The organism is Bosea sp. F3-2 (assembly GCF_008253865.1).
Taxonomy (GTDB): Bacteria; Pseudomonadota; Alphaproteobacteria; order Rhizobiales; family Beijerinckiaceae; genus Allobosea.
The window spans coordinates 6,250,608-6,273,953 of record NZ_CP042331.1 but is presented as its reverse complement, the minus strand read 5'-3'; the positions used below and the strand labels follow the sequence as shown (position 1 = coordinate 6,273,953).

1 protein-coding gene is annotated in these 23,346 nt (G+C 65.1%); it reads right to left on the bottom strand.

Annotated elements, in window-relative coordinates; all coding sequences use genetic code 11:
• Window positions 1–33: 33 nt before the first annotated feature.
• Entirely contained in the window at window positions 34–23,346 is a 23,313-nt protein-coding gene (locus tag FQV39_RS29160; RefSeq protein WP_282570130.1) for a hypothetical protein, read from the bottom strand.

Sequence of the window (23,346 nt, the reverse complement as noted above, 5' to 3'; positions counted from 1 at the left end):
GCCCCTCGATTTGAGTTCAAAATCAAAATTTTATTACTTACTCGACGGCGATGCGCCTGCATTCGGTGGCACGAATACGCGAATTTTCTTGTTGATATTGGCCATGTCTTCACCGTCGTTGAGACCCAGGAAGCCGTTAAGCCAATCCTGATCATTCAGGTCCGAGACGCCCGCACGCCGCGGCGCGTGCGACAAGGTTTCCCAATTGATCAGAGGCGCATGCTCGCCGCTCTGGCTGCCGCTGTCCGTGGCGGCTTGACCGGCATCGGCTGCAAACGCTGCAGGCGTCATCGCCAGGAACCGCGCGCCGTCGAGCCGCAAGCTGTTTTCAACCGGCAGCACGCGGACACCGGCCGACAACTCTTCGGTCGTGACCGAAAGAGGAGCGTCTGGCGCCGCATGATCCATGCCCATCGCGTGGCTCATCTCGTGCAGAAGCGTCGAGAGGAGATCCATACGCCCATAGGCTGCGCTGCCCGGCGTTGCCGCGAGGGCGACGTCCGACAGTCTGGTCGTGAACTCGCTGTTGTCGAACGGCGAGGTGTCGACGAACCAGCCCCAGCCGGCAGCAGCGGCATCGATGACAATCGTGTTCGCGGCTGTTTGCCCGAGCACGCCATTGCCGAGATTGCCGAGCTCGACATTAACGGTTGCCAAGGCAGCAAGCCGCACGTCGCCAGCCCCGAGCGCCGCTGTCCAGATCTGCTTGGCTGCCGCCGCTTCCCTGGCCAGCTGCTCGCTGGTGATCGGCGTGACCGTACCTGCCGAAGCCGGAGCGGCCTCGACCTGCAGGGCCGGCGGCGGTGCGTAGGCGCTGTCATCGGTCTTGATCTGCACGACGTCGAACGAGGTCTGGCCGGAGCGTAGCCCCTTGAAGCTGATCAGGCCGTAACCACCATCGGTGACGACGCTGTTGTAGAGCTTGCTCGCCACCACGGCACCGTTGAGCGAGACGTTAATCAAGCCGCCCTTCAGCGTAACACCGACCTGATAGTCCGTCCCGGAGCCGATGTTGGTGCTGTAGACGGAATCGACCACCCAAGCCGCACCGCTGTGATGGCCGATGATGATCTGGCGGCCATCACTCGACAGCGTCGCATATTTGAATTCCTGCGCGCCGTAGTAGTCGAACACGATGCCGCCCTGGCCGAACGTCTTCATCGTGGTCTGGATGCTGAGCATCGAGCCCGGAGCCACCGGGTAGCCGATCAGGTTGATCGTCGGGTTATTGGCATCCGTCGCGGTTGCCAGATAGCGACCATCGGTCGTCGTCTGCCATGTGCCGCTGGCGGGCATCGGGTTGGTGAACGACAACAGGCTCGCTGGCTTGGCAGCGCTAAAGTCCGCCGTCTTGTCGAGCGTGATCGTCCCAGGTGGCGCCTGGACGACGACATCATCGATTTGCGACGAGGCGCCACCGCTGGAGCCGACGCCGACGAGGCCGTAGTTGAGCGTGTGCTTGAGGCCGAACGTGTCGACCCGCACACCGAAGGTGTAGCTCAGCGTGGTCTGGCCCTGGACGAGGGTCGCCTTGCTGCCGTCGATCTTGAGCATGACGATATAGTCGCTGCCGGCCTTGAGCTGGGCGGGCGTCGCGATATCGACCACCCAAGCGCTCGCGGTGCGATGGCCGATCTCGAGCTTGTTCGTCGAGATGTTGATTCCGGCGAACTTGAAGTCGGTCGGGCTGAGGTAATCGAAGATCAGATAGGCATTGGCCTTGGCGCCGGCGAGCGGTTTCACCGCGTTGATCGTCGCCTGCATCTCGAAATAACCGGGCAGAACCGTGTCGCTCTGGTCGAAGACGCTGATGGCGTCACCGCCAGCGGTCGAAGCCGCGATTTGGTAGCGACCGTTCACCAGCGCAGGCGCGCCGACCACGGCATTGAAGCCCTGCGTCGTGCCGTCGCTGAAACTAGCCGTGCGCAGGATGTCGCGCTTGCCTCCGGGGATGTTGCCGGCCTGCGGATCCGACGGTCCGCCCTGCTGGTCGTGCCAGGCGGCATCCTTCTGCAGGACAAGGCCAAGCTCGCCGAACGGCTCGCCGTTGCGCACCGGGTCGGCGCCGACGATGTCGGTCGCCCGCGTCGCATCCGCTCCGTCGCTGCGCGACAGCGCATAGAGGAACTCGTGCAGCTGCGGCTGCAGCGTACGGCTGACGGTCGCCATGCCGAAGGGGGCGAACGGCACGAGATAGCTGTTGAACTCGCCGTTCCAGTCGATCAGACGATCGCCACCGGTATTGCCGATCAGGACATCGCGCCCGCCCCCGCCGAACGCGCGATCCTCGTAGAAGGGATGCGTGTCCGGGACGTTGTTGGCGAGCGGATTTGCCGTGTTCGCGGTGCTGCCATGGTTGTCGTCGGCATTCATCAGGTCGTTGCCCAAGCCGCCGTAGAGGTCGTCCTTGCCGGTGCCGCCGACGAGCCAATCATTGCCGAGATCACCGAAGATGCGATCCTGCCCGTCGTCCCAGGCATTCGGGTAGCTCGACGCCTGCTGCCCGACGGCGCTGGGGATCGTCCCGGCCGGGCGCAGAACGCCCTCGGTCGGATCGAAATTGAGCAGGAACTGGTAGGTCTGGGTCGAGCCCGAGGCCGCGAGTACAATCTGCCGGAGCGGATTGTACTCGTCGTAGAGCGCGAACTCGCCGGTACGGGTGCGGTGTTCGGTGTGCTGCCCGTCGGCATCGACTGGCTCGAAGCCCAGGATATTGCCCGGGTTGTAGGGCCGGTCGAAGCCCGAGATCACCAGGTTCGTCACCGAGACAACGCCCGGGATACCGGCCACGCTGGTCGGCTGGACGGCGTCCGGAATGCCGGCAGCCGCGAGCGGCAGCGCTTCGGCGCCGGAGATCGCGTCATCGCCGGAACCACCGTGCAGCCAATCGCTCCCCAGGCCACCATAGATGATGTCGTCATTGTGGTGCTTCGAGACACCGACCCCGCGCCCGCCTGTAATATCGAACTCGTCGGTCGAGCCGTCCCATGTCGGGTCGGAGCTGAACGGCGTGATGTCGACCGTCTTCTTGAGCGCGCCGCTGAGATTGATCGTCGCGGTCTGGATATTGCCGGGGGTATAGATGAATTCGTTCAGCACATCCCCGTTGGTGTTCTTCAGATCGGTATCGACCTGGCGCAGCGGCGCGATGCCGTAGAGCGACTCGCCGAGGCTGACCAGATAGCCCGGATTGGCCGGATCGGCGCTGAGGCTGTTGCGGCTGGTGAAGATGCGGCCGTCATCGCCGATCACACCATCATCGCCGGCGCCGCCGGAGATCCAATCATTGCCGTAGCCGCCGATGATGTCGTCGTCCTGCCCGTCGCCGTACAGGGCGTCGTCACCCCCCATGCCGTAGATGAAGTCGTCGCCGGACTCGCCGTGCACCTCATCGCGCGCGCCGATGTCGGTGGCAAAGCCGACCGGATTATAGTCGACGCCGCCCGGCGTGTAGTCGATCAGGCGCGCGGCCCGCACAACGATATGCGTCTGCTGCGCCGCCGGCAGGGCGTTGGTGTAGTCGTCGTAGTTGAAGGTCAGGAAGGTCGGCGTGGCTGCCGGCGTGTTGTTGACGCCGACCAGACGGAAGATGTCGCCATTGTCGCCGAGGATCATGTCCGAATCGGCGGCATGGCCAGCCGGCGTCGTGGTGATGACGTTGGTGTTCGCCGCGATCGCCGCGTCGCCGATATCCGAGCGCAGGATATGGGTTCCCGAGCCGCCGAACAGCAGGTCCGACCCATCCGGGCGCTTGTCCCGATTGGTGTCGCGCACGAAGCTCACGCCGTTCGTCATGTCGTAAAGGTCGGAGCTGCCGCCGATGATGTCGTCCTGGCCCTGATTGCCGAAGACGACATCGTTGCCGCCGCCCGCCTCGATATAGTCGTGACCGTCGCCGGCGCGATCGACCGAGGCGAACCAGGTCAGCGGACCCACCGGATCGTTGGGGCTCGGCGTCCGGAACGCACCGACACGCCCCAGCGTCGAGACGAAGCCGGTGAGGTCCGAGGCGTCGCGCTGGCTGCGCGCGATATAGTCGATCGAACCGTCGCCCTGCACCACATCGTTGCCGAGGGCGCTGAAGATGGTGTCGTCGCCGGCGCCGCCCGCGATGTAGTCGTTGCCGCGATAGGCCGCGATATTCGCCTCCGCGCTGGCGCTGTGGCCGACCAGCGTGATGACATAGTCGCCCCAGACCGGGCCCCACACCGCCTTGACGCGCGGCTCCAGATTGCCGCGCGGATCGAGCTGCGCGACGCCGTTGGTCAGGTCACTGCCCGTATTGGCGCCGGTCGTCGCATAGATCTGCGTGCCGCTCAGCGCCTGGAAGCGCGGGCTGGTGAAGTTGTCGAGATGGCTCCAGCGATCGAGCGAGGCATGATCGCCGAAGATCAGGTCGACACCGGTGCCGCCGTCGATCGCATCATCGCCGGTGCCGCCGATCAGGATGTCCTGGCCGCCATTGCCGTAGATGATGTCGCTGGCGCCGTTCTGCGTCTCCAGCGATTGCACCAGCCGCGCCGACAGCGTCGTCTGAATGCCCTGGAGCTTGGCCGGGATCGGCTTCGTCGTATCGCGAGCGCCGGTCACATCCTGATCGATGCGGCCATGGTCGCCGAAGATCACATCGTCGAAATTGCCGTAGATATCGGTCTGCACCGAGCCGCGGGCATCGCCATAGAGCTCATCGGTCGAAGCCACGAGGCTGTCGCGGTTCGGCGTGACGCTCGCATTGATGGTCGGGATCGACAGCAGGCGGGTGATGACGTCGACATTGACGCCGGAGTCGCCATAGATGTGGTCGACGCCGCGGTTGCCGATGATCGTGTCGCGGCCGGAGCCGCCCGCCAGGTGATCGCCCGCCTGGCTGCCGATGATCAGATCATCGCCGGCGCCGCCATAGGCCGTGAACCCGACCGACGGCAGGTTGCCGACCGGCGCGCCGGCAAACAGGGCCGATGCGTCGATGATGTCGTTGCCCGCCAGCTTGAACGGGTTGGCGAGCGGGAAGATGAAGTGATCGGCGCCGTTGCCGATGCGGTTCTTCACGGCAACGTCATGCACGCCATCGCTCATCGCCGTGAAATCGGCGGTGAGATCGATCAGCGTCAATGTCGTCGCGGTGACGTTGCGGACCAGCCCGACAAGCTTGCCATCGACCAGGATCTGCGAGCCGACGGTGAAGCCCGAGTCGAGCCAAGACCCGGAGGCACGGACGATCTGGCCGATCGTCTGCAGCGTCACCGGGTCGATGCTCGCCGCGACCTTGGTGACCGCGATATCGTCCTCGTGCGGCATCGGCTTCGCACCGAAATCGTGCAGCGCGAGCGCATGCGGATTGCCGCCATACCAGACGCCGTCCTGCGTGGTGTCGCCATAGACGACCAGCGGCGAGTTCGGGCCGGCGCCGCCGGTGACGACGATGGTGTCGCCGCCGACGCGGACATGGTCGATCGCATAGCGATCCGTGACCGCGACCGTTCCAGCAAGATTGCCGGCCGGCACCAATGCAGGTCCACCGAGCAGCAGGGCCGTGCCGTCGCCGAAGGCGGAATTGTCGAAGCCGAGGATGACCCGCGTGCCGGTGACGCCAGTGATCGACACCGATTGTCCGATGGCGAAGCCCGGGCTCTGCCACGATAGACCGTCCTTGCGGATGATCCGGTCGGACAACAGCTGGAAGTCGCCGGTGGTGCTGAGCCAATCGCGGACCGCGACGGTGAGCTTCGCGTTGGTCGCGGCCGTCAAGGCCACGCCACTCGCCGGGCCGCTGAGGAGCAGCGTGCTTGCGGGTCCGTTGGCCGAGTCGGCAAAGCCCGTCACCGTGTAGGAGCCGGCGAAGTCGCCCGTCAGGGTGATCTGCTGGCCAACCGCGAAGCCGGCCTTGATCCAGGAGAGACCATCGACACGGGTGATTGCGCCCGGCGCCACATCGAACACGCCGCTGCGGGAGATCAGCGCATTGCCACCGCCATGAACCGTGGTGATGCCGCCATGCGCCGCGACCGAGCCGAGGCTGCCATCGGCGTTATGGTCCGGCCCCGGCACCAGCGTGCTGAGGATATCGAGCCGGTCATTGCCCTGGCCGAGCAGGATGTTGACCACCTCGACCGTGCTCTCGGTATTGCCCTGATTGATTTGCCCGGTCACCGGATCGACGACGATCGAGCCGTAGCTGATGCCGCCCGGGAAGGTCGAGGGTTCGCCGAAGGGCATGCCGCCCGGAGGAACCGGGAAGACGAGATCCGGCCCCATGTTGAAACCGGTCAGCGCCGTCGCGGTCAGCGTTCCGGAGAGATTCTCGGCGCTGCCATCATTGTAGATGTTCAGCGTGTCGATCTGGAATGTCTCCGGCGGCTGCTGCGCGATCTGGAAGAATGGCGCATTGCCTTCGCCCGGCAGCAGCACGGCCGCCTTCAGCGAACGGTCGGCCGCGGTGGTGCCGCCCTCGATCGCCAGCGGCCCGCGAATGCCGCTGAGCAGATGATCGGGCTTGGAGAAGATCTTCAGGTTCTCGCGCCCGGGCGCCAGATCGAAGAACGGGTCGGCGACGACATTCACCGTCAGCTGGTCATCCCAGTTCACGGTGCTGAAATGAGCGACGGCCGCCCATTGCGTGACTGTCACCACTCCGGACAGCGCCGCGGGCTTGTCCTTGGCGGTCAGGGTCATGACGTTCAGCACGCCGCCATTGGCGCTGGAGAACGACTCGATCTTGTAGAGATCCGGGTCGGCGCCGATCTTGATCAGCTGGCCCTCGAAGAAACCGTTATCCAGCCAGCTGCCGCCATCCGTGCGGGTGATGCTGCCGGTGGCGAAGTCGTAGCTGACATCGCCGGTGAAGATGCCGTGCGAGACCAGGCGGCTGATCGAGACATCCGACAGCGGGCCGCTCGCGCCGATCGGGCTCGTCAGCGTGATCGTATTGGCGGTCACCGATCCGGCGCCAGCCGCGATCGTATAGTCGCCGTCGAGCGCGCCGGCGCCGCTGATGCGGATCAGCTGGCCAGGCGCGAAGCCCATGTTCAGGAAGTTCATCAGCTCCGAGCCCGGCGCCAACGTGATCGTAGCGCCGCTGGTCGAGACGAAGCCATGGAACAGCTCGGACGGCACGACCCGGCCGATCGCCTCATAGGAGATCTGACCGCCAACCTGAATGTCGGTCTGGCCATCCGTACGCAGCACGACCTTCACCTCATCGGTCGGCTGCTTGGTCAGGCGGATCGTATAGGAATCGCCGGGGCCGGGGCCGTTGACCGTATCGCCGGCCACGACCAGAGTCTTTCCGGCACTTTCCTGCAGGAAGACGCCAGGATTCTCATCGTCATAGATGCGCACGTCGATGCGCTTGTCCGACAGCAGTCCCGCCGCGGCATCGTAGCTCGCATCGGTCGTCGCCACCACGTCGATCGTATGGATGATCGCGGTGTTGTGCGTGTCTTCCGGCTCGACGTCATAGCGCGCATGCGCTTCGACAATGATCGGCTGGTTCCAGTTGTTGTGATCGAAGGTCACGGCATAGATGCCCGGCCCGAAGCCGTCGGCTTCCCGGATGATCTGGAACCGGCTGTCGGAGCTCGCCAGGCGCAGCTGGTTATCCGACAGGTTGATCCGGATGGTGACCGTCTCGTTGAGCGCTGGAGCAGTCGCAATCTGGATCGCATAGAGGTCGACGACCTCCTGCGCCACCGTCGCCCCCTCGAGGACCTTGGTGTCGCGATCCGTCGCATAGCCGTACACGGTCGGCGCAGGCGTCGTCGGATCGAGCTGGGTGACGACGATGTCGGGCTGGTCGTTGTCGTGCACGGTGATTTCGACGTTGCGCACCACCGCATGGTCGAAATTCGCATCGGCGCTGAGCACCGAGGTGCTGGCGACGATGACGCGATCGCCCTCGGCGCGATTGTCCTCCAGCGCCGATACGCTGACCTTTTGCGCGTGGGCCTTGTCCCAGGCAGCCGGCGTGAACACCATGACGATGGAGTGCTTGGGCACGTCGATCGGCACGCCGTTGAGGATCATGTGCCGGTCGTAATCGACCGCCGCGATGATCGGCGGCACTTCCGACAGAACCACCGTCTGGCCGCTGCTGAGCGGACGCTGCCGGCGCGGGTCGCCATCCGGAAGCGCCGCGATCTGCTCGTCCTGCGGGGAATCCGCGACCGAGATGGTGACATAAACGTTCGAGGTCGGGGCCTGCGCGAGATAGACGCTGTAGCTGTCGGCTGCGCCGCCCTCGCGGACATCGGTGAAGCCGTCGCTGACTCCGCCGCTCTCGTCGATGATGACCTGGCCCTGGTTGCCGCGCGCAACCGTGACGTCGATGCCGGGCACCGACTTGCCGTCGTAATCGGTACCATCCGAGCGCACCTCGTGGTTGATCGAGCCGCTGGTGCCCTCGATATCGCGTGAGAACACATCGCCGGTCATGTCGCCGGCAACATTGAACGAGTCGCTGCCGAGGCCGCCGATGACACGGGTCGCCATGCCGGGGGCGGTGCTCAGGACATCGATCGTGTCGTCGCCCTCGAGCGTATCGATCTCGAGCACCTCGACATTGGCGTAGCTGACCGTCAGGCCGCCGCCGAAGACGCCATTCTCGGTGACAACGATATGGTCGGCGAATTCGGTGCCGAGCACGACGACCTTGTCGAAGCCGTTGCCGCCGTCGATCGAGACCGGGGCGTTGATGTTGTACTGGACCTGGTTGTTGCCCGAGCCGGTGCGGATGTCGGTCTCAGCAGCGGTCGAGAAGCCGCTGGTCAGCTTCGGCCGCGCGATCTGCGCGACCGGATCGATCCAGTCGATCTCGCCTTGCGCCGTGGTTTCAGCCAGCGCGAAGGCACGGACGACGAACAGGTCGTTACCGTCATTGCCCTCGAGGCGCGTCGCAGCCTGGTTGCTGTAGACGGTGAAGGTATCGTCCCCGGTGCCGCCGACCGCGAGCAGAGCCTCGCTGTTGCCGCGGCTGAGCCAGCCGCGCGTGGTCGCAACCGTGCCGAACACATCCTTCGGCGACAGCGAGCCGCCAAAAGTGTTGCCGATCGGCGACGACAGATGCTCGCTCGCATCGCGCTGCAGGCCGTAGAGCTGGCCGATCTGGAACGTGTCGTCGCCCAGCCCGCCGTCGAGCGTGGTGATGGCGGCGTTGTCGTCCGAGGCGAAGTAGTCGTTGCCGCCCTGGCCAAAAACCTCGAGGCGCCCATTGATGGCCGCGTCGTAGTTGATGCGCTGGACGCCTTGCGGCCGCAGGCTCGCATCGCCGGAGGGGTCGCTGGTCTGCGTCTGCGTCAGCGAGCCGTGCAGGAGCGCGACGAAAGCCGAGCTGTCCTGATACAGGGCGTTGCGCGCCGCCGTCTCGCTGCCGGGCAGCGCCGTCGTCCGCCGCAGCAGGAAGATGTCGTCGGTCGGATAGGGCGTGTTCGGTCCGGACTTGCCGTTGAGCGGACTATCGGCGCCGTAGACGGAGAGGATGTCGACGCCATCGTCGGCCGCACCCGAGTCGAGCACATTGATCACATAGCCGCGCTCGGCGCCCTGCGATCCGGTCGTCCTGATGACGTAGAAGTCGGTCGCCGACTGGCCGTCGAGCGTCAGCGTGTCGCCGCCAGCGACATTCATCGTCTGCAACTGGTTGACGTTGAACAGATCCTCACCGTCGCCGAGCGGCGCGAAGCCACCCGCCGGCGTCGGCGTGTTGCTGCCGTAGGCCCGCGTCAGACCGCCGAGATAGGTCTGGTCGAAATTGATCGTGTCGGCATCGGCATTGCCGAAGATCCGGGTCAGATAGGCGCTGTTCGGGCCCGCGGTGATCTCGCCGGCGAGATGCATGATCGTGCCGTAGCCCGGGTCGCCGACATCGAAGACCGGCCCGGTCGTGCGCGCGAAGTCGCCATAGATATCGACGTTCCGCGCCGCAACGATGCGCGCATTCGCGTCCGTGTTCACATTGTCGCCGACCCGCAGCAGGATCGAGCCGTTCTGCGCATTGATGAAGCCCTGGGCAACGAGTTCAGGCTGGTTCTGCACGAACAGCACCGAGCCGGAATGCAGCAGGTTGAGGTCCTCGCCGAGCACGGCCGACTCGCGGACCGTGAAGCGAATATTGCCGCCGCTCGATTGCAGCAGGACGACATCGGCCTCTTTATCGACCTCCGTGACGTAGATATCGCCCGTCGCGCGCGCACCAATGGTGCCCGAGGCGTAGAATTGCGAGTCGATCTCAAGGTCGTTGTTGCCGTTCGCCTGCGCATTATTGATCGGCGCGCCGGCCGAGCTGCCGATGCCGCCGCCCTGGGCGAACAGGTTGATCGTATTGCCGAAGACATCGGCCGCATCGTCGCCGGCGCCATCGTTGCGCGCATCGACGATCGAGCCATTCTGCGTCGCCAGCGTAACGTCGCCCTTGGTATCGACCGTATGCACCTTGAGGTCGCCGGCGGTCTCGGCCCCGAGAACAGCCGCGACATCACCGGCACGCAGCACCTCGGTGATGAAGATGCCCTCGGTATTGAGGCCCGAGGCGGTATCGAAGGCGCGCAAGACGCCGAGATCCGGCCCGACGCCGTCGAGCACATCGACGTTGATTTCGAGGAAGTTGCTGCGCGTGCCGATGCCGCCCTGGCCTTCCACGCCACCGATGCCGTTGTCGCCCGCTGTCATCGTGATGTTGCGGCCGGTCACGTCGGCATCGATGCCGACGCCCTGATCGCCGGTGTTCTGCGTTCCGCTGAGCGCATCGAGAATGCGCCGCGGTGAATGCAGATTGACGTCGCGCCCAATCGAGGCAATCCGCCCGACGCGCAGGTCACCCGTCACCTCGGTCAGGGTGATGTCGCCCTTGGTGATGACGTCGATATTGCCGAGCGCCAGGATGTTGGTGAAGGCGGTGAAATGGGTCAGCGCCCCGCTGGTCGGGCCGAGCACATCGATGTCGTTGCCCGCGATAATCCGCTTGGCATTGTCGGAGGCCTCGCCAACCAGATAGGTGACGTTGGTATCGGCAGTGCCGGTGCCGAACACGCCGAGCGGGTACGCTTGCGTGACCGCCCCCGGCTCGTTGGTCGAGCGGAAATGCGTGCGCACGGTATCGACCGCCGACGGCTGAGGAGCGATCACCACGGCGCTCTGATCGACCTCGATCTGATAGTCGACCGTGCTCGGCGTCGTCTGATCCGTGCCGTGCTGGATGCGGATATTGACGTCGGCACCGGCCTGCAGCCGGTCGATGTCGGTGGTGAAGCCGCTGTCGGCGGTCTCGGCGCCGGCAAGCGCGCGGCGCTGCAGGCCGCGAACATCGAGATAGATGTTCTGCGCGGCATCGACCCGGCGATAGCGGTCATCGCCGGTCGGGCCATCGTTGCTTTCGACGATTTCCAGGCGCAGGCGGTGAGCATCGTCGGTGCCGACGCTGCCGGTCGCGGCGAAGATCGCGAAGGTATCGGTGCGCACCACGCCGTTGCCGACCGAATAGATATTGCCGAGCTGGTTGGTGATCAGCGTGATGCCGATCGGGTTGTTGACGTCGCCGGCGAATTGGATATCCGGCGCGCCGCCCGAGAGGCGCGTATTCTCGACGGTGACGACCGTCGGCTTGAAATCATGCGTGACGTCGAATTCGAAGCCGATATCCGTCGGAATCCGGATGAAGACTTCGTGCGCCGGCGTCGTCGCGGTGCGGTTGATGACCTCGATCTTGTTGACGACCATCGTCCGGTCGGACTCGTTCGTCAGCGTCACGTCGCGATAAGTGTCGCGGAAGGTGAACAGCGGGAAGCCGGTGGGGTCCGCCTCGCTGATCGAGCCGCCGCTCGACTTGAACATCGCCTGGCCGCGATCGTCGTTGATGATGTCGTCGACGCTGAACGAGCCGGCATTGGTCTGGTAATCGACGCCATGGCCGCCGTCGACGGTGACGTTGACCGCCTTGACGACCTTGCCGGCGCTGTTGACGACGAGCGTCGGGCTCGGGCCGCTCTGCAGCACCACATCGGCGCCCCAGGTCGTGACGATACCGCCACGGGGGCTGTTGATCTCGGATAGCAGCGCGAGTGAAGGCAGCGCCGCAAGATCGGTCGTGTCGAGCGCGGTGTCGCCCGAAATGCGCGGCGCCGCGATGATCAGCGCGTTGTCGTCGGTGGTGATGCTGCTGTCGAGCGTGCCGTCCTCATGGTCGTCATCGACCGGGATGCTGAGGCCATAGAACGAGGCGCTGGCGTCCACCGCGCCGTCCTTGTCGTAGATGTTGAAGTTGAGAACGCGCAGATCGACGCCCTCGCGCCCGTCCACCTTCGCGCCGGCGCCGATGCGGACGGCAGCCGCCAGGCCGCTATTGTCATAGGCATCGGCGACCGATGTGCCGGTGAAGCCGCCGGCCTCGCTGCGCGCCGTCACGCTCAAGCGCGCGGCGTCATAGCCCGCGTTGACCGCGATGCCGCGCCCCTCGACCGTCGCATTGTTGCCGATCACAGCCGACACGCCGGCAGCGCCTTGATCGATCGCGCCATGCGAGTCGGAATCGGCAAAGGCCAGGAAGCCGCCACCGACCGAGCGGGCGCGCGAAGCCACATCCGCATCGGTCCGCGCCGTCACGAAGACATCGCCCTTGGCGACGATATCGACGCCGGTTCCATCCTTGCCGGGGTCATTGCCGATGAAGGCGTTGTTCTCGGCATTGAATTTTGCAGTCGCGTCGGTCGTACCGACCTGGATAAAGCCGCCACCGGCGTTTTCCGTATAGGCGGTGACCTTGCCCTGGGCGTAGCTCTTCACCTCGACGTCATCGCCGGCGATGACGAGGTCGGCGCCGATATTCGCCGTGACACTTGGCGTCACAATGATCGACGAGCTCGGGAAGCCGATCGCCAGACCGCCGCCACCGCCGCCTTTGGCGGAGACCGACGAGGTACCGTCGCCGGCGGGCGGTGCAATCTCGCGCAACGAGATGTCACCCGGCCCGTAAAGGATCTGGTTGCCCGAGCCACTGGTCATATCGATGATCAGCTCGTGCGGATTGCTGCCGGAGGCCGCCGCAAGATCGAGGCCCGCCTTCGACAAGCTGAACAAGCCGCTTCGTTCGACATCCGAGAGATCAAGCGGTGTGTTCGAGCCGGGCGCGGCCAGCTGGAAACCGCCCGCTCCGGAATTGATGACCACATAGGTGGTGCCGTCCACCAGCTCGCCGAGACCGGGGCGCGACAGCCAGTGCTTGACCTTGTTGGCGTCGTTCTCGTCGAGCGTATTGCTGCCCGTGATGGCAATCGGCGTGATCGGGACATCATCGTCGGCATCGTCTGGATCAGTCGCATCCAGAGTCAGCGCCAGCTTGATCCGCAGCGGATCAGCATTGTCCTTGATCACATAGTAGACGTGATTGTTCTGCAGGCCGGAAATCGGCGTTCCGTCCGTATGGTAGATGATCTTGTCGCCGTTATTGAACGTATTGGCGCCGATGAAGATCGTATTGCTGCCAGCGGTGTAGCTGCCGTTCGGCAGGTTGTTCGAAAGATCGGCATCAACGCCGCTGGCGCGGAACCGCACCGGCGCAGGATCGCGATAGGTGACGCGATCGCCATCTGCGAAGCCGCCGATGTCGATACGGTTGGACGCGACCGAGCCGACGCCGAAGAGCGCCGGCGCGGCTTCGGCCTCCGCCTTGGTGGCGAAGAGCTGCACGGTATAATCGTCGATGACACGGACGTAATAGGTCCCCTCAGCGAGGCCGATCGTCGTCGCGCCGAGCCCGGTGTCATAGCGCACCGCGTCGCCGGTAACGAACTTATGCGGCGTCGAGAAGCGGATCATGTCGCGATCGCTGTCGACACCCTCCTGCACGTCGTTGTTCAGATAGAACAGCTTCAGCGCGTCGACTTCGTCACCATCGAACTGGTTGCCCAGCGTGAGCGTGTTGTCGCCGCGCACGATGACCGTGTATTCGCGGCCGTCGGTCAACGTTCCACCGCCGAACGTCGTGATCGCCGAATTATTGTTCCTGCGGTAGACGACCGTGTCGCCGGTCGCCAGGCCATGGCTGTTGAAGAAGATGACGTCGTTATCGTAGTCGGTCGCGTGGGTTCCGGACGCGTCGGCATTGAACGTGTTACCGAAGTCAGCGCTCTTGTCGGTCCGACGCGACGCCGCGGAAACCGTGACGCTGCCCCCCGCCTCGATATGCGCGTTCTTGCCGATCGAAGCCGCCACGGTCGGATCGATCGTGCCGGTGGCGGTCGAACCGCCGATCTGGGCCAGGCCGCCGCCATAGACGGCCGCGGTGGCGTCGCCCTCGCTTTGCGAGAGATCGGCCTTCACGCTCACGAAGCCGCCGACGCCGGTGATCGAGACACTCTCGCCGATCAGCGCGTTGACGATCGGCTTCACATCGACGCGCGCCTTCGCTCCGCCAGCCGAGACGGCACCACCGGTTGCGGTCGTTGTCGTCGCGGCCGCCGTGCTGGAGCCATTGCCTTCGACCTTGACGTTGGCAGCGCCCAGCACCTTGGCGCCGGTCACGATCTTGGCCTCGGACTTGCCGCCAGTCTCCGCGTGGGAATCCAACAGCGAACCGCCGATCAGCCCGCCCGCCCCGCCCTCAACCTTGGCTTTGGCAAAGTCGGTCGTCGCCGTGGTCACCGTCAGATCGCCGCCGATGTCGATGCTGGCATCGGCGTCGAGCGTGGCAAGCGTATCGCCGCCCGCGAACGCTTCGCCAAGCGCCGCCGAGCCACCGAGGATGAGGCCGATCGAGATCACGAAGTCGTAGGAATCAGCGCTGCGCTGGGCATTGGCACTCAGCGTCAGGGAATTCTGGCCATTGCTGTCGCTCGCCGTACCGTCGAACGTGACGATGCTCGAGCCCTGGGCCTTGGCGGTCGAGCTCATGAACGCGATCGCGCCGCCGAGCGAGCCGGAACCACCCGAGCCGCGGGCCTCAGCCTTGCCGATATTGTTCGACAGGAAGCCACTCGCATCCGCCGCGATGAGCTGGGAGCCCTTGCCGCCAGTCGCGCTGACCTTGGCCGAATTGATGGCTTCGGCGCGAGCGCCTGCCCCAGCCCCGATGCCAATGCCACCGCCAGCGGCAATCGCCGAAGCGTAAGCCTTCTTGTCGCTATCGTTTTGCGAGGCGTTGTGCCGCGCGCGAAAGTTCACGCCGGCATTGTTGGAGCGCGCCACCGCATTGAGGCCAAGCGCGCTCGTCACCGTCGGATCGATGGTGACGCTCGTCCAGCTCAGCGCGACACCGACACCGCCGGCGACCGAAGCGCCGGTCACCGTTGCCGATGCATTATGATGCGTGTCGGCATCGACGTTGAGGGCGCCCGATGTCGTCACCGCGGCCCCGTCGTCAATCTTGGCCGTCACGGTTGGCTGCACCCGGACGAAGCCAAAATTGGCGCCGACAGCCAGCCCTGCCCCCCCGCCGGCGCCGACCACCGTCGCTCCGACATCGACCGTCGAATCCGCTGTGATCTGCAGGCTGCCAACCGTGCCCGTCTGGCCGATCTCGGCATCGGCGCCGACTTTCGCGGTGGTCGAACCAGCGAAGGTGGCATCGACCCAGACAGCGCCGATGCCGGCCGCTCCGCCGGTAAACTGACCGCCAAAGATATGCGTGGCGGTTTGCACCGTGGTGGCGCTGATCTCGACGGACGCGGCCTTCGCAATGATGCCGCCGTCGCTCAGCATGGCCGTGTTGGTGCTGACGTCGTTGATCACCGCAACGCCTGCGCCAAGACCAACAGCGCCCACGCCAACCGCGAAGGCGTCGACCTCCAATTTCTCGCGCATGTCGCCGTGAATGACGATGGCCCCACCGGCCGACATGACACCGCCACCGGCGGCCGTGACATTGGTTGCCAGGTTGAGAATGCTGATGCCAGCGGCCACGCCGACCGCGCCGCCACCGATGCCGCCGGTGGTCGTGTCGACATCGACGCTTTCCGCAGCACGCACGCCGATATCGCCATCGGCCGTCGTCGAGCTGCTGTTGGCGATGATCGCCGAGGTCCCGATGATCGGCGGGGCTGCGCTGATCTGGTTCGAGAAGTCAGTGGTCACTGCCTTGCTCGTGTTGACGTAACCCGTCGCGCCGCTCGTTCCGCCCTGAATGCGATCGCCGGTCTTGCCGCCCTGCACATTCTTCAGAGCCGAGATATGGCTCATGCTGCTGGTACGGGTTTCGGTCGCCTGTGTGTCTGCCTCGTCGCTGACACTGTCGGAGCCGCCGGCAAGGGAGTTCTGCCCGGGGCTCGAGGAACCGTCGTTCTTCTTGTCCTCATAGGTGCCGTCGAGCTTGGTACCGATCGACCACACCGAGACCGAGCCGGCAACGCCGACGATGCCGCCGCCACCGCTGATGGCAACGCCATCGAGCGACTTATAGGCGACCGAATTGACGTTGATATCGTCGCGCGCGTGAACATCGGCGCCGGTATCGATCAATGCGCTGGTGTTGTTGTTCAGCGTGCCGACATCGACCGCCCCGCCAATGCCGCCGGCACCTCCCGCGATGCTCAGCGTATAGGTCTGGATCGTCGCGCGATTGGCCGCGTTGTCGAACACGTCCTGGGCCGACGAAGCGAGGGCATTGTCGTTCTTGTTGACATCGGCATCGCCAATGCGGGCCTTGGTCTCCGAACTGATGAGATCGACCGTGATCGAGCCTGCTGCGCCGATAAAGCCGCCGCCACCGGCGATCGCCATATGGAACAGGTCTTCACTCGAGGCGGCATCGACGATGACGCCATGCGCTTCAGTGGTGTTGAAGGTCGAGCCGGTGATGGTGCCGTTGACGACCGTCTCGCCAGCACCATGTCCAAGTGCCGTGACATCGGCGCTGTCGGCAATGATCGCCGAGGTATGCTTGTCGACGACGACGACGCCGACACCAAAGCCGACGCCGACATAGCCGACACCAAGGCCGCCATCGATCAGCATCAGGCTGGTGTCGTCCTGGGCCCGCACGACGACATCGCCGTCGGCCCGCACCGTGCCACCAACGGTGGCAGCCGTCTCGGCATTCAACGACAGGACGTTGACGCCGCCGCCGACGCCCACCGTGCCGCCACCGATGCCGATGCCGACGAGCAGGATATCCTCGGCCGCGGTCGCAATGACGCGCACATCGTTACCGGCGGTCACGCTGGCATCGCGAATTTCGGCCTTGGTGTGATTGTCGCTGGTCGTCACGTCGACGCCCGGTGCGACTGCGGCGGTGCCGGCTATCGCGGCCGCTGCGGCGGCCGCCGTATGACGGAAGTCGTTGGCCGCCACCACCGTCACGTCGCTGTTCGCGGAATCGACATCCGCACCGTCGGCGATATAGGCCGTCGTCGTCGCGTTGACGACGTTGATCGATGCCGCAACGGCAACCGCGAAGGTGCCGCCGCCGGCAACGCCGAAGGAATAGCTCTCGATATCGTCGTTGCTGGTCGCTGCGACGATGACGCCCTGGGCCGAGCCTTTCGTCGGCGACAGATGCACATTCTGCGTCAGCCCCGGGTTGCTGATGCTGCCCGGCTGGCCGTTCACCGTATGGGAGCCGTCGCCGCTGCCGACCGGCGTCGGCGGCGCGACCTCGCCTGCGCTCGCGAGGTCCGCAGCGCTGGCGTTCGCCGAGCCCTGTGCCTCGACGCCGGCTGCACCGCTGTTATCGGCCGCGTTGGGATCATAGGCCTGCTCAGGACCTGCGTTGGTCGCATTTGGGTCGAAGGCGCCGGTCGGCGCCGCCACAATCGAATTACCGTCGCCGGAGACCTTGGCATCCTTGCCGATGAAGGCTTCGGTCGTCTTGTTCGAGACCGTGACGCCGGCCGCAGCTGTAATGCCGCCTGTCCCGGCGAAAGCCGCCGAGGCAATCACCTTGTCGACCTCGGTCGAGTCGTTCGCGGCAATGGCGATCGAGCCGGTCGCGTGCACATCGCCCGGTCCGAGGACGTCAACGCCGTCCTCGTCGCCAATGAAGGCACGTGTGGTGTTGCCGAAGACCTGGACGCTGCCATCGGCGGAGACGCCGATATTGCTGGCTGCCGAGACGCCGACGGCGACCGAGGTCACATCCTCCACGGCATTGGCATCGACGATGATGTTGCCGTCGATCGAGGTTATGACGCCGGAATCGATATAGGCCTTGGTCTTCTTGCTGAAGGTCGCGACGTCAACGCCGACGCCGACCGCAGCGGAACCCGAAGCCGCAAGCGAGCCCGCGACCGAAACCAGCGTGGTCACGTCCTCGGCTTTCACCGTCAGACCAGGCGAGCCCGCAAGATTGGCCGTCGTGACATGCGCGCCCCGGCCGACACGCGCGGTCGTCGTCTCATCGAACAGATTGACGGTCGCGGACCCCGAGACGGCAACGCTCTGCCCCCCTGCGCCGGCAGCCGAGATGCCGACGACGGTCTCGTTGGAGTTTGCGGAAACCTCGACTCCGGTCGTGGCGCCGAGACCCGAGGAGGTCACCCGGCCGTAATCGCCGATCGCCGCCTCGACATTGTCCGTATGCACGAAGGTCTGGTTCGAGCCGCCGATGCCGGCCGAACTGCCGACGGCGATCGAGCCGCCGATGCCCTTCAGGGTCAGGTCGCCCTGGGCGTGGATGGTGACGTTGCCGCCGGCAGTGAGCTCGGCATAGTCGCCCGCCGTCCCGTCGTTGAGGCCGGCAAAGGTCTTGGTATCGACCACCACGACAGAGGCCGACACGGCAATGCCGGCCGAGCTCGCGCTGATGCCGCCATTGGCGGCAACCGAGGTGAGGGTTTCGGTCGAATTCGCGGTGATCGAAATATCGCCGTCGCTATGGAGATCGGCTCCGGCGCCGACATAGGCGCGGGTCTCCTTGGTGATGACCGCAAGATCGAGGCCTGCACCGACGCCGACGCCATCGGCGCTGATGCTGACCGAACCGGCGAGCGAGAACAGGGTCAGGCTGTCGGTCGCGGCAACGGAGATCGAGCCGGAATCCGGCACCGAGACATCATCGTCGATATAGGCGCGCGTATTCGACTTGATGACGTTGATCGAGGCCGAGCCTGCCACCGCCGCATTGCCGGAGCTGGCGCCCGCGGCAACGGCCAGTGAAGTCAGCCCGAAGCCGGGATCATCAACACCGTTGTCATTGATCGCCGTCGGCAGATCGAGCACGTCGAGATGGGTGATCGTCGTGGTTGCCGAAACGGAGATGGCGCCGGTTGCCTGTGCCGAAGCTCCGGACACGGCGGTCTCGCCATTGCCGATGCTCGCGAAGGTGCCGGTGTCGAAGGCATTGTTGCTGTCGTCGCCGACATTGATCAGATTCATGGCCGCGGCGGCGCCGAAGGCAACGCCATCGAGCGAGAAGCCTGCCGAAGCGGCGACGGCACCGACTGCCATGCTGTGACGGCCCGTGACCGTGATGCCGCCAGCCGTCGCATTGAGATCGGCATTGTCATCGCTGCGCGCGACGGTCGTCGCCGTGACGACGTTCAGCGCCAGCACGGCCGAGCCTGCGACGCTTCCGCCCTTGTTGCCGCCGGCCGCATAGGCGCTGGCGCTGTAATCGTTACGCTCGCCGTCCGGCGTCACCGCCTCGATCGTGATATTGCTGCCGGTGACTGTCGAGCCACTGCCGATTAGCGCGCGATTGTTCAGGGTCGCGATATTGAGGCCGACGGCCGCGCCGATGTTGACGTTTCCTTTGGAGAGATCGACGGCCGTGGCAACGCCCTGCGCAGTCTCGTCGACGCTCGCCAGCGAACGCACCACGACCGGGCCGGATGCCGTGACATCCGCGCCATTGGCGATCTGCGCCGTCGCGTTGACCGTCGCCGCGTTGACCGCTGCGGCAGCCGCAATCCCGACGCCGCTGGAGCCGGTTCCGGATTGCCCCTGCGCCTGGCCATTGCCGGAGCTCTGGCTGTCGGCCGCCTTCGGGACAGTTCGATCCTGGCCCTTATTGGCGTTGTTGTTGACCGCTTCGTCGCTCTTCTGGTCGGAATTCTTCGAGTCGCTCTGGTCGCCGCCGGCAGCCGAAGCCGTGGCCTCGGCGGTGCCGACCACCGTTGCATGCGCCGCCACCGTCGCCGAGCCGCCAGTCGTTGCGACCGTGCGTCCGAGCTTCGCCACGACTGTCTCGTTGACGACATTCACGGTGACCGCGATGCCGATACCGACCTTGTCGGATTCCACATCGGCCTTGACGTGCGACGTGGTCGTGCTGGTGTGGTTGGCGTCGATCAGGATCGAGCCGGTCAGTTCGTCATAGGCCCCGCCGTTTTCGATTTGCGCGGTCGTGTTGTTGGTGACGATCGCAACCGCCACCGCACCGCCGATCGCCAGACTGTCACCGGCTGCGCCATGGGTGGCATTGGTGTCGTTGAGATGACTTGCCGTCGCCGTGACCGTCAGGTCATTGGCCTGACCGGCCATCGTGCCGCCGCTCTTGATCTCGGCCAGCGTGGTGGTGTCGATCACCTGGAACGCCACTGAGGCTCCGATGCCGGCATCGGAGCCGGAAGCCTTGGCTTCCGGCAGGGCGTCGGCTTTGTTGAGTGTCGTCGAGACGGCCTGGACCGCGATGTCGCCATTGTGCGGGGTCAGCGTCACGTTGCTGCCGATCCGCGCAGTGGTGTCGACATCCACCAGATTGATGCCGACGCCGCCGGCAACCCCGACCTTCTTGGCGCCGGCTCCGGATTTCGCTTCAACCAGGGAGGTATGAGTGTCGGTCGCTTCCGCCGGCTCGTCCACCATCTCGGCTTTGACCGAAATCCCGGTCGCGTCGATGCTGGCGCCGGACTGGATCTCGGCGATGTTATCGATGTCGACGTGATTGAGCGCAACCGCGACGCCGACGCCGGCGCTGCCGGCATCGGTCGCTTCACCGGTCGCCTTGCCTTCGGTGTCGGTGTTGTTCTGCGAAAGCAGGGTTAGCCCGCCATTGGTGCTCGTGATCTGGCGGCCCGCGCCAACCGTGGCGCCGCTGTCGGAATCGACGACGTTGACCGTCACGGCCGCCGCAACGGCGACCGGCCCGTCCGAGGTGCTCGCCTTGCCATTATCGCCTGCGCCCGCGGTGCCACTGCCACCGCGCGCCTTGCCTTGCGCGTCACCGCCGCTGCGCTGACCGGCAGCGCGGCTGTCGACATTGCCGCCGTCGCCCTTGTCCTCGGAGCCCGAGGCCGAGGCGCTCGACGAGGTCTTGGTATTGCTGCGATTGCGCCCCGTCAGCGAGATCGGGCCGCCGGCACTGATACTGCGATCGATCGAGGCGAGACCGGACGATGTATTGATCGCCAGGCCCAAGGACGCGCCGATGGCCGCGCTGCCCGAGCTCGCGGTCGAGCCCGTCGCCGTCGTCTGGACATCGGTGTTGTTCGAAGCCGTGAGCGACAGGGCGCCGTCAAGCGTTAGCGGCCCGCCTACATCCGACTCGATCTTCGCCTCGGTCTTGTAGGTCGCAAACGACAGCGCAGCCACCGGCGTGATCGCCGTGCCGCCTTCGGTGCCGCCGGCAGCCGTCGTCGTCATGGTGTGCGTCGCGGTGGCGTTCAGCGTCAGATCGTTGACATTCTGGAGTTGCGCGTTCGCCGCGACCACGGCGCTGGCGCCGTTCTCTGCATAGTTGATGGCGATCGATGCGCCGATGCCGGTGCTGCCCCCGCCGCCAACATGCGCGCTCGCGTCGGCGCTCGTGTGCGTCTCCGAGGTCGCGGTGAGCGTCAGGCTACCGCCATGCAGATCGATCGTGGCACTCGGAGCAACGCGCGCCGATGCATCGACCATGGTGACGTTGATCGCAAGGGCTCCCGCGGCGGCAAGCCCAGAACTGTCGCCGCTCGCGCCGGACTTCGCAGTTACGTCGAAATGGCTTTCAGGGATCGTTGCCGACACGGTCATGCCAGCCGGAGCGGTGACCGAATTGGTGCCCAGGATTTCGGCCTTGGCGTCGGCGAGATGAACGCCGATGCCCACCCCCACACCCACCCCCGGGGCGGTGTCTTCGGTGAAGGAACCATCCGCCGTGGTCGAGACGATCGCCTTGGCACTGCTCGCAACCGTCACTGCGGCATCGGAGGTCAAGGTTGCGGAATTGATGGTCGCCGTCGTATCGCCGGTCAGCACGCTGACCGCGACAGTTGCAGCAAAATCGACGCTGCTGCCATCGCCGGTCTTGGCGCTGTCAGCGGTGTTATTGTCCTTGTTGGGATCCTTCAGCCGGGCTTCGGATTCATTGGTGTTTCCGGCGTCACCCTGAGTTGCGCCGTCCGCCGTCGCCTTTGCCAGCGTGGTCGCGCGGCGATCGCTGGTCGCACTGACCGCGATCGAGGCACCATCGAGCGTGCTATGGTCGATCAGGGCCGCGGTCGAGCCGTTGATCACCGTGACGGCCACCATCGCGCCGGCCGAGCTGCCCAGGGTACCGTCGGCTGTGGTTGTCGCATTCACAGTGTTCGAAGCCGAAACCCCGATATCCCCCTGCGCGGTTACCGACGACGCATTGGTGACGTCGACGTTGACGTCGCTCAGGATCACGGCCACCGCAACGCCGGCATCGGTCTTGGTGTCGGACTTGCTCTCGCCCCCGCGCGTCAGCACGGTGGTGACGTCCGTATCGGCGCGCAATTGCACGTCGCCCTTGCCCGGATCCGCACTCGTATCGGTGGCGGTGAGCATTGCACCGTCCAGCGTGACCGAGCTCTCGAGGATGGGCAGAACTTCGCTGAAATTCAGATTGCCACCAAAGGCGGAGGCCGCATTGATCGTCACATCAAGGTCGATGTGGGCGCTCAGATCGATCGTGCCCGCCGTAATCGCGGCATCCGTGACACTGATCTGGGCCGAATGCAGTTGCAGGAAGTCGAGCGAGTCGGCGTCGCCCGTAACCGTCTTGATGAGCGACGAATCAAGCGTGACGTGCCCGCTCGTATCGGCCGTGATCTCCGCGCCGGCCAGCACCGAAATGGACGCGCCATCCTTCGCGTTGATCTCAAGGCCAGCATGCGTTGCAACCTGTCCTGACAAGCTGATGGCATCGCCATGGCTTAGATCAACGCGCAGAAGGTCCGCAGCATAAACATCAGCGCCCGAAGCCGCGATCGTGACTGTATCGTCGAAGAGCAACGGCACCGTTTCATCGGCGCCATCAAACATCACCGTGATATTCTGTGCGCCGGGGTTCACGCCAGCAGGCAGCGTCAGATCGATTTTCAGGATGTCGTCAAGTTCTCCTCCGGTGAGATTGACCGTGACAGCCCCGTCAAGGAGACTCGAGCCAACTTCGCTGTTGGACTCGTTATTATAAAGCTGCAACCTTGCCTGGCCGCCATCGTTGACCACGCGCAAGGTCAGATCAAACCCATCTACGTCAAGCAT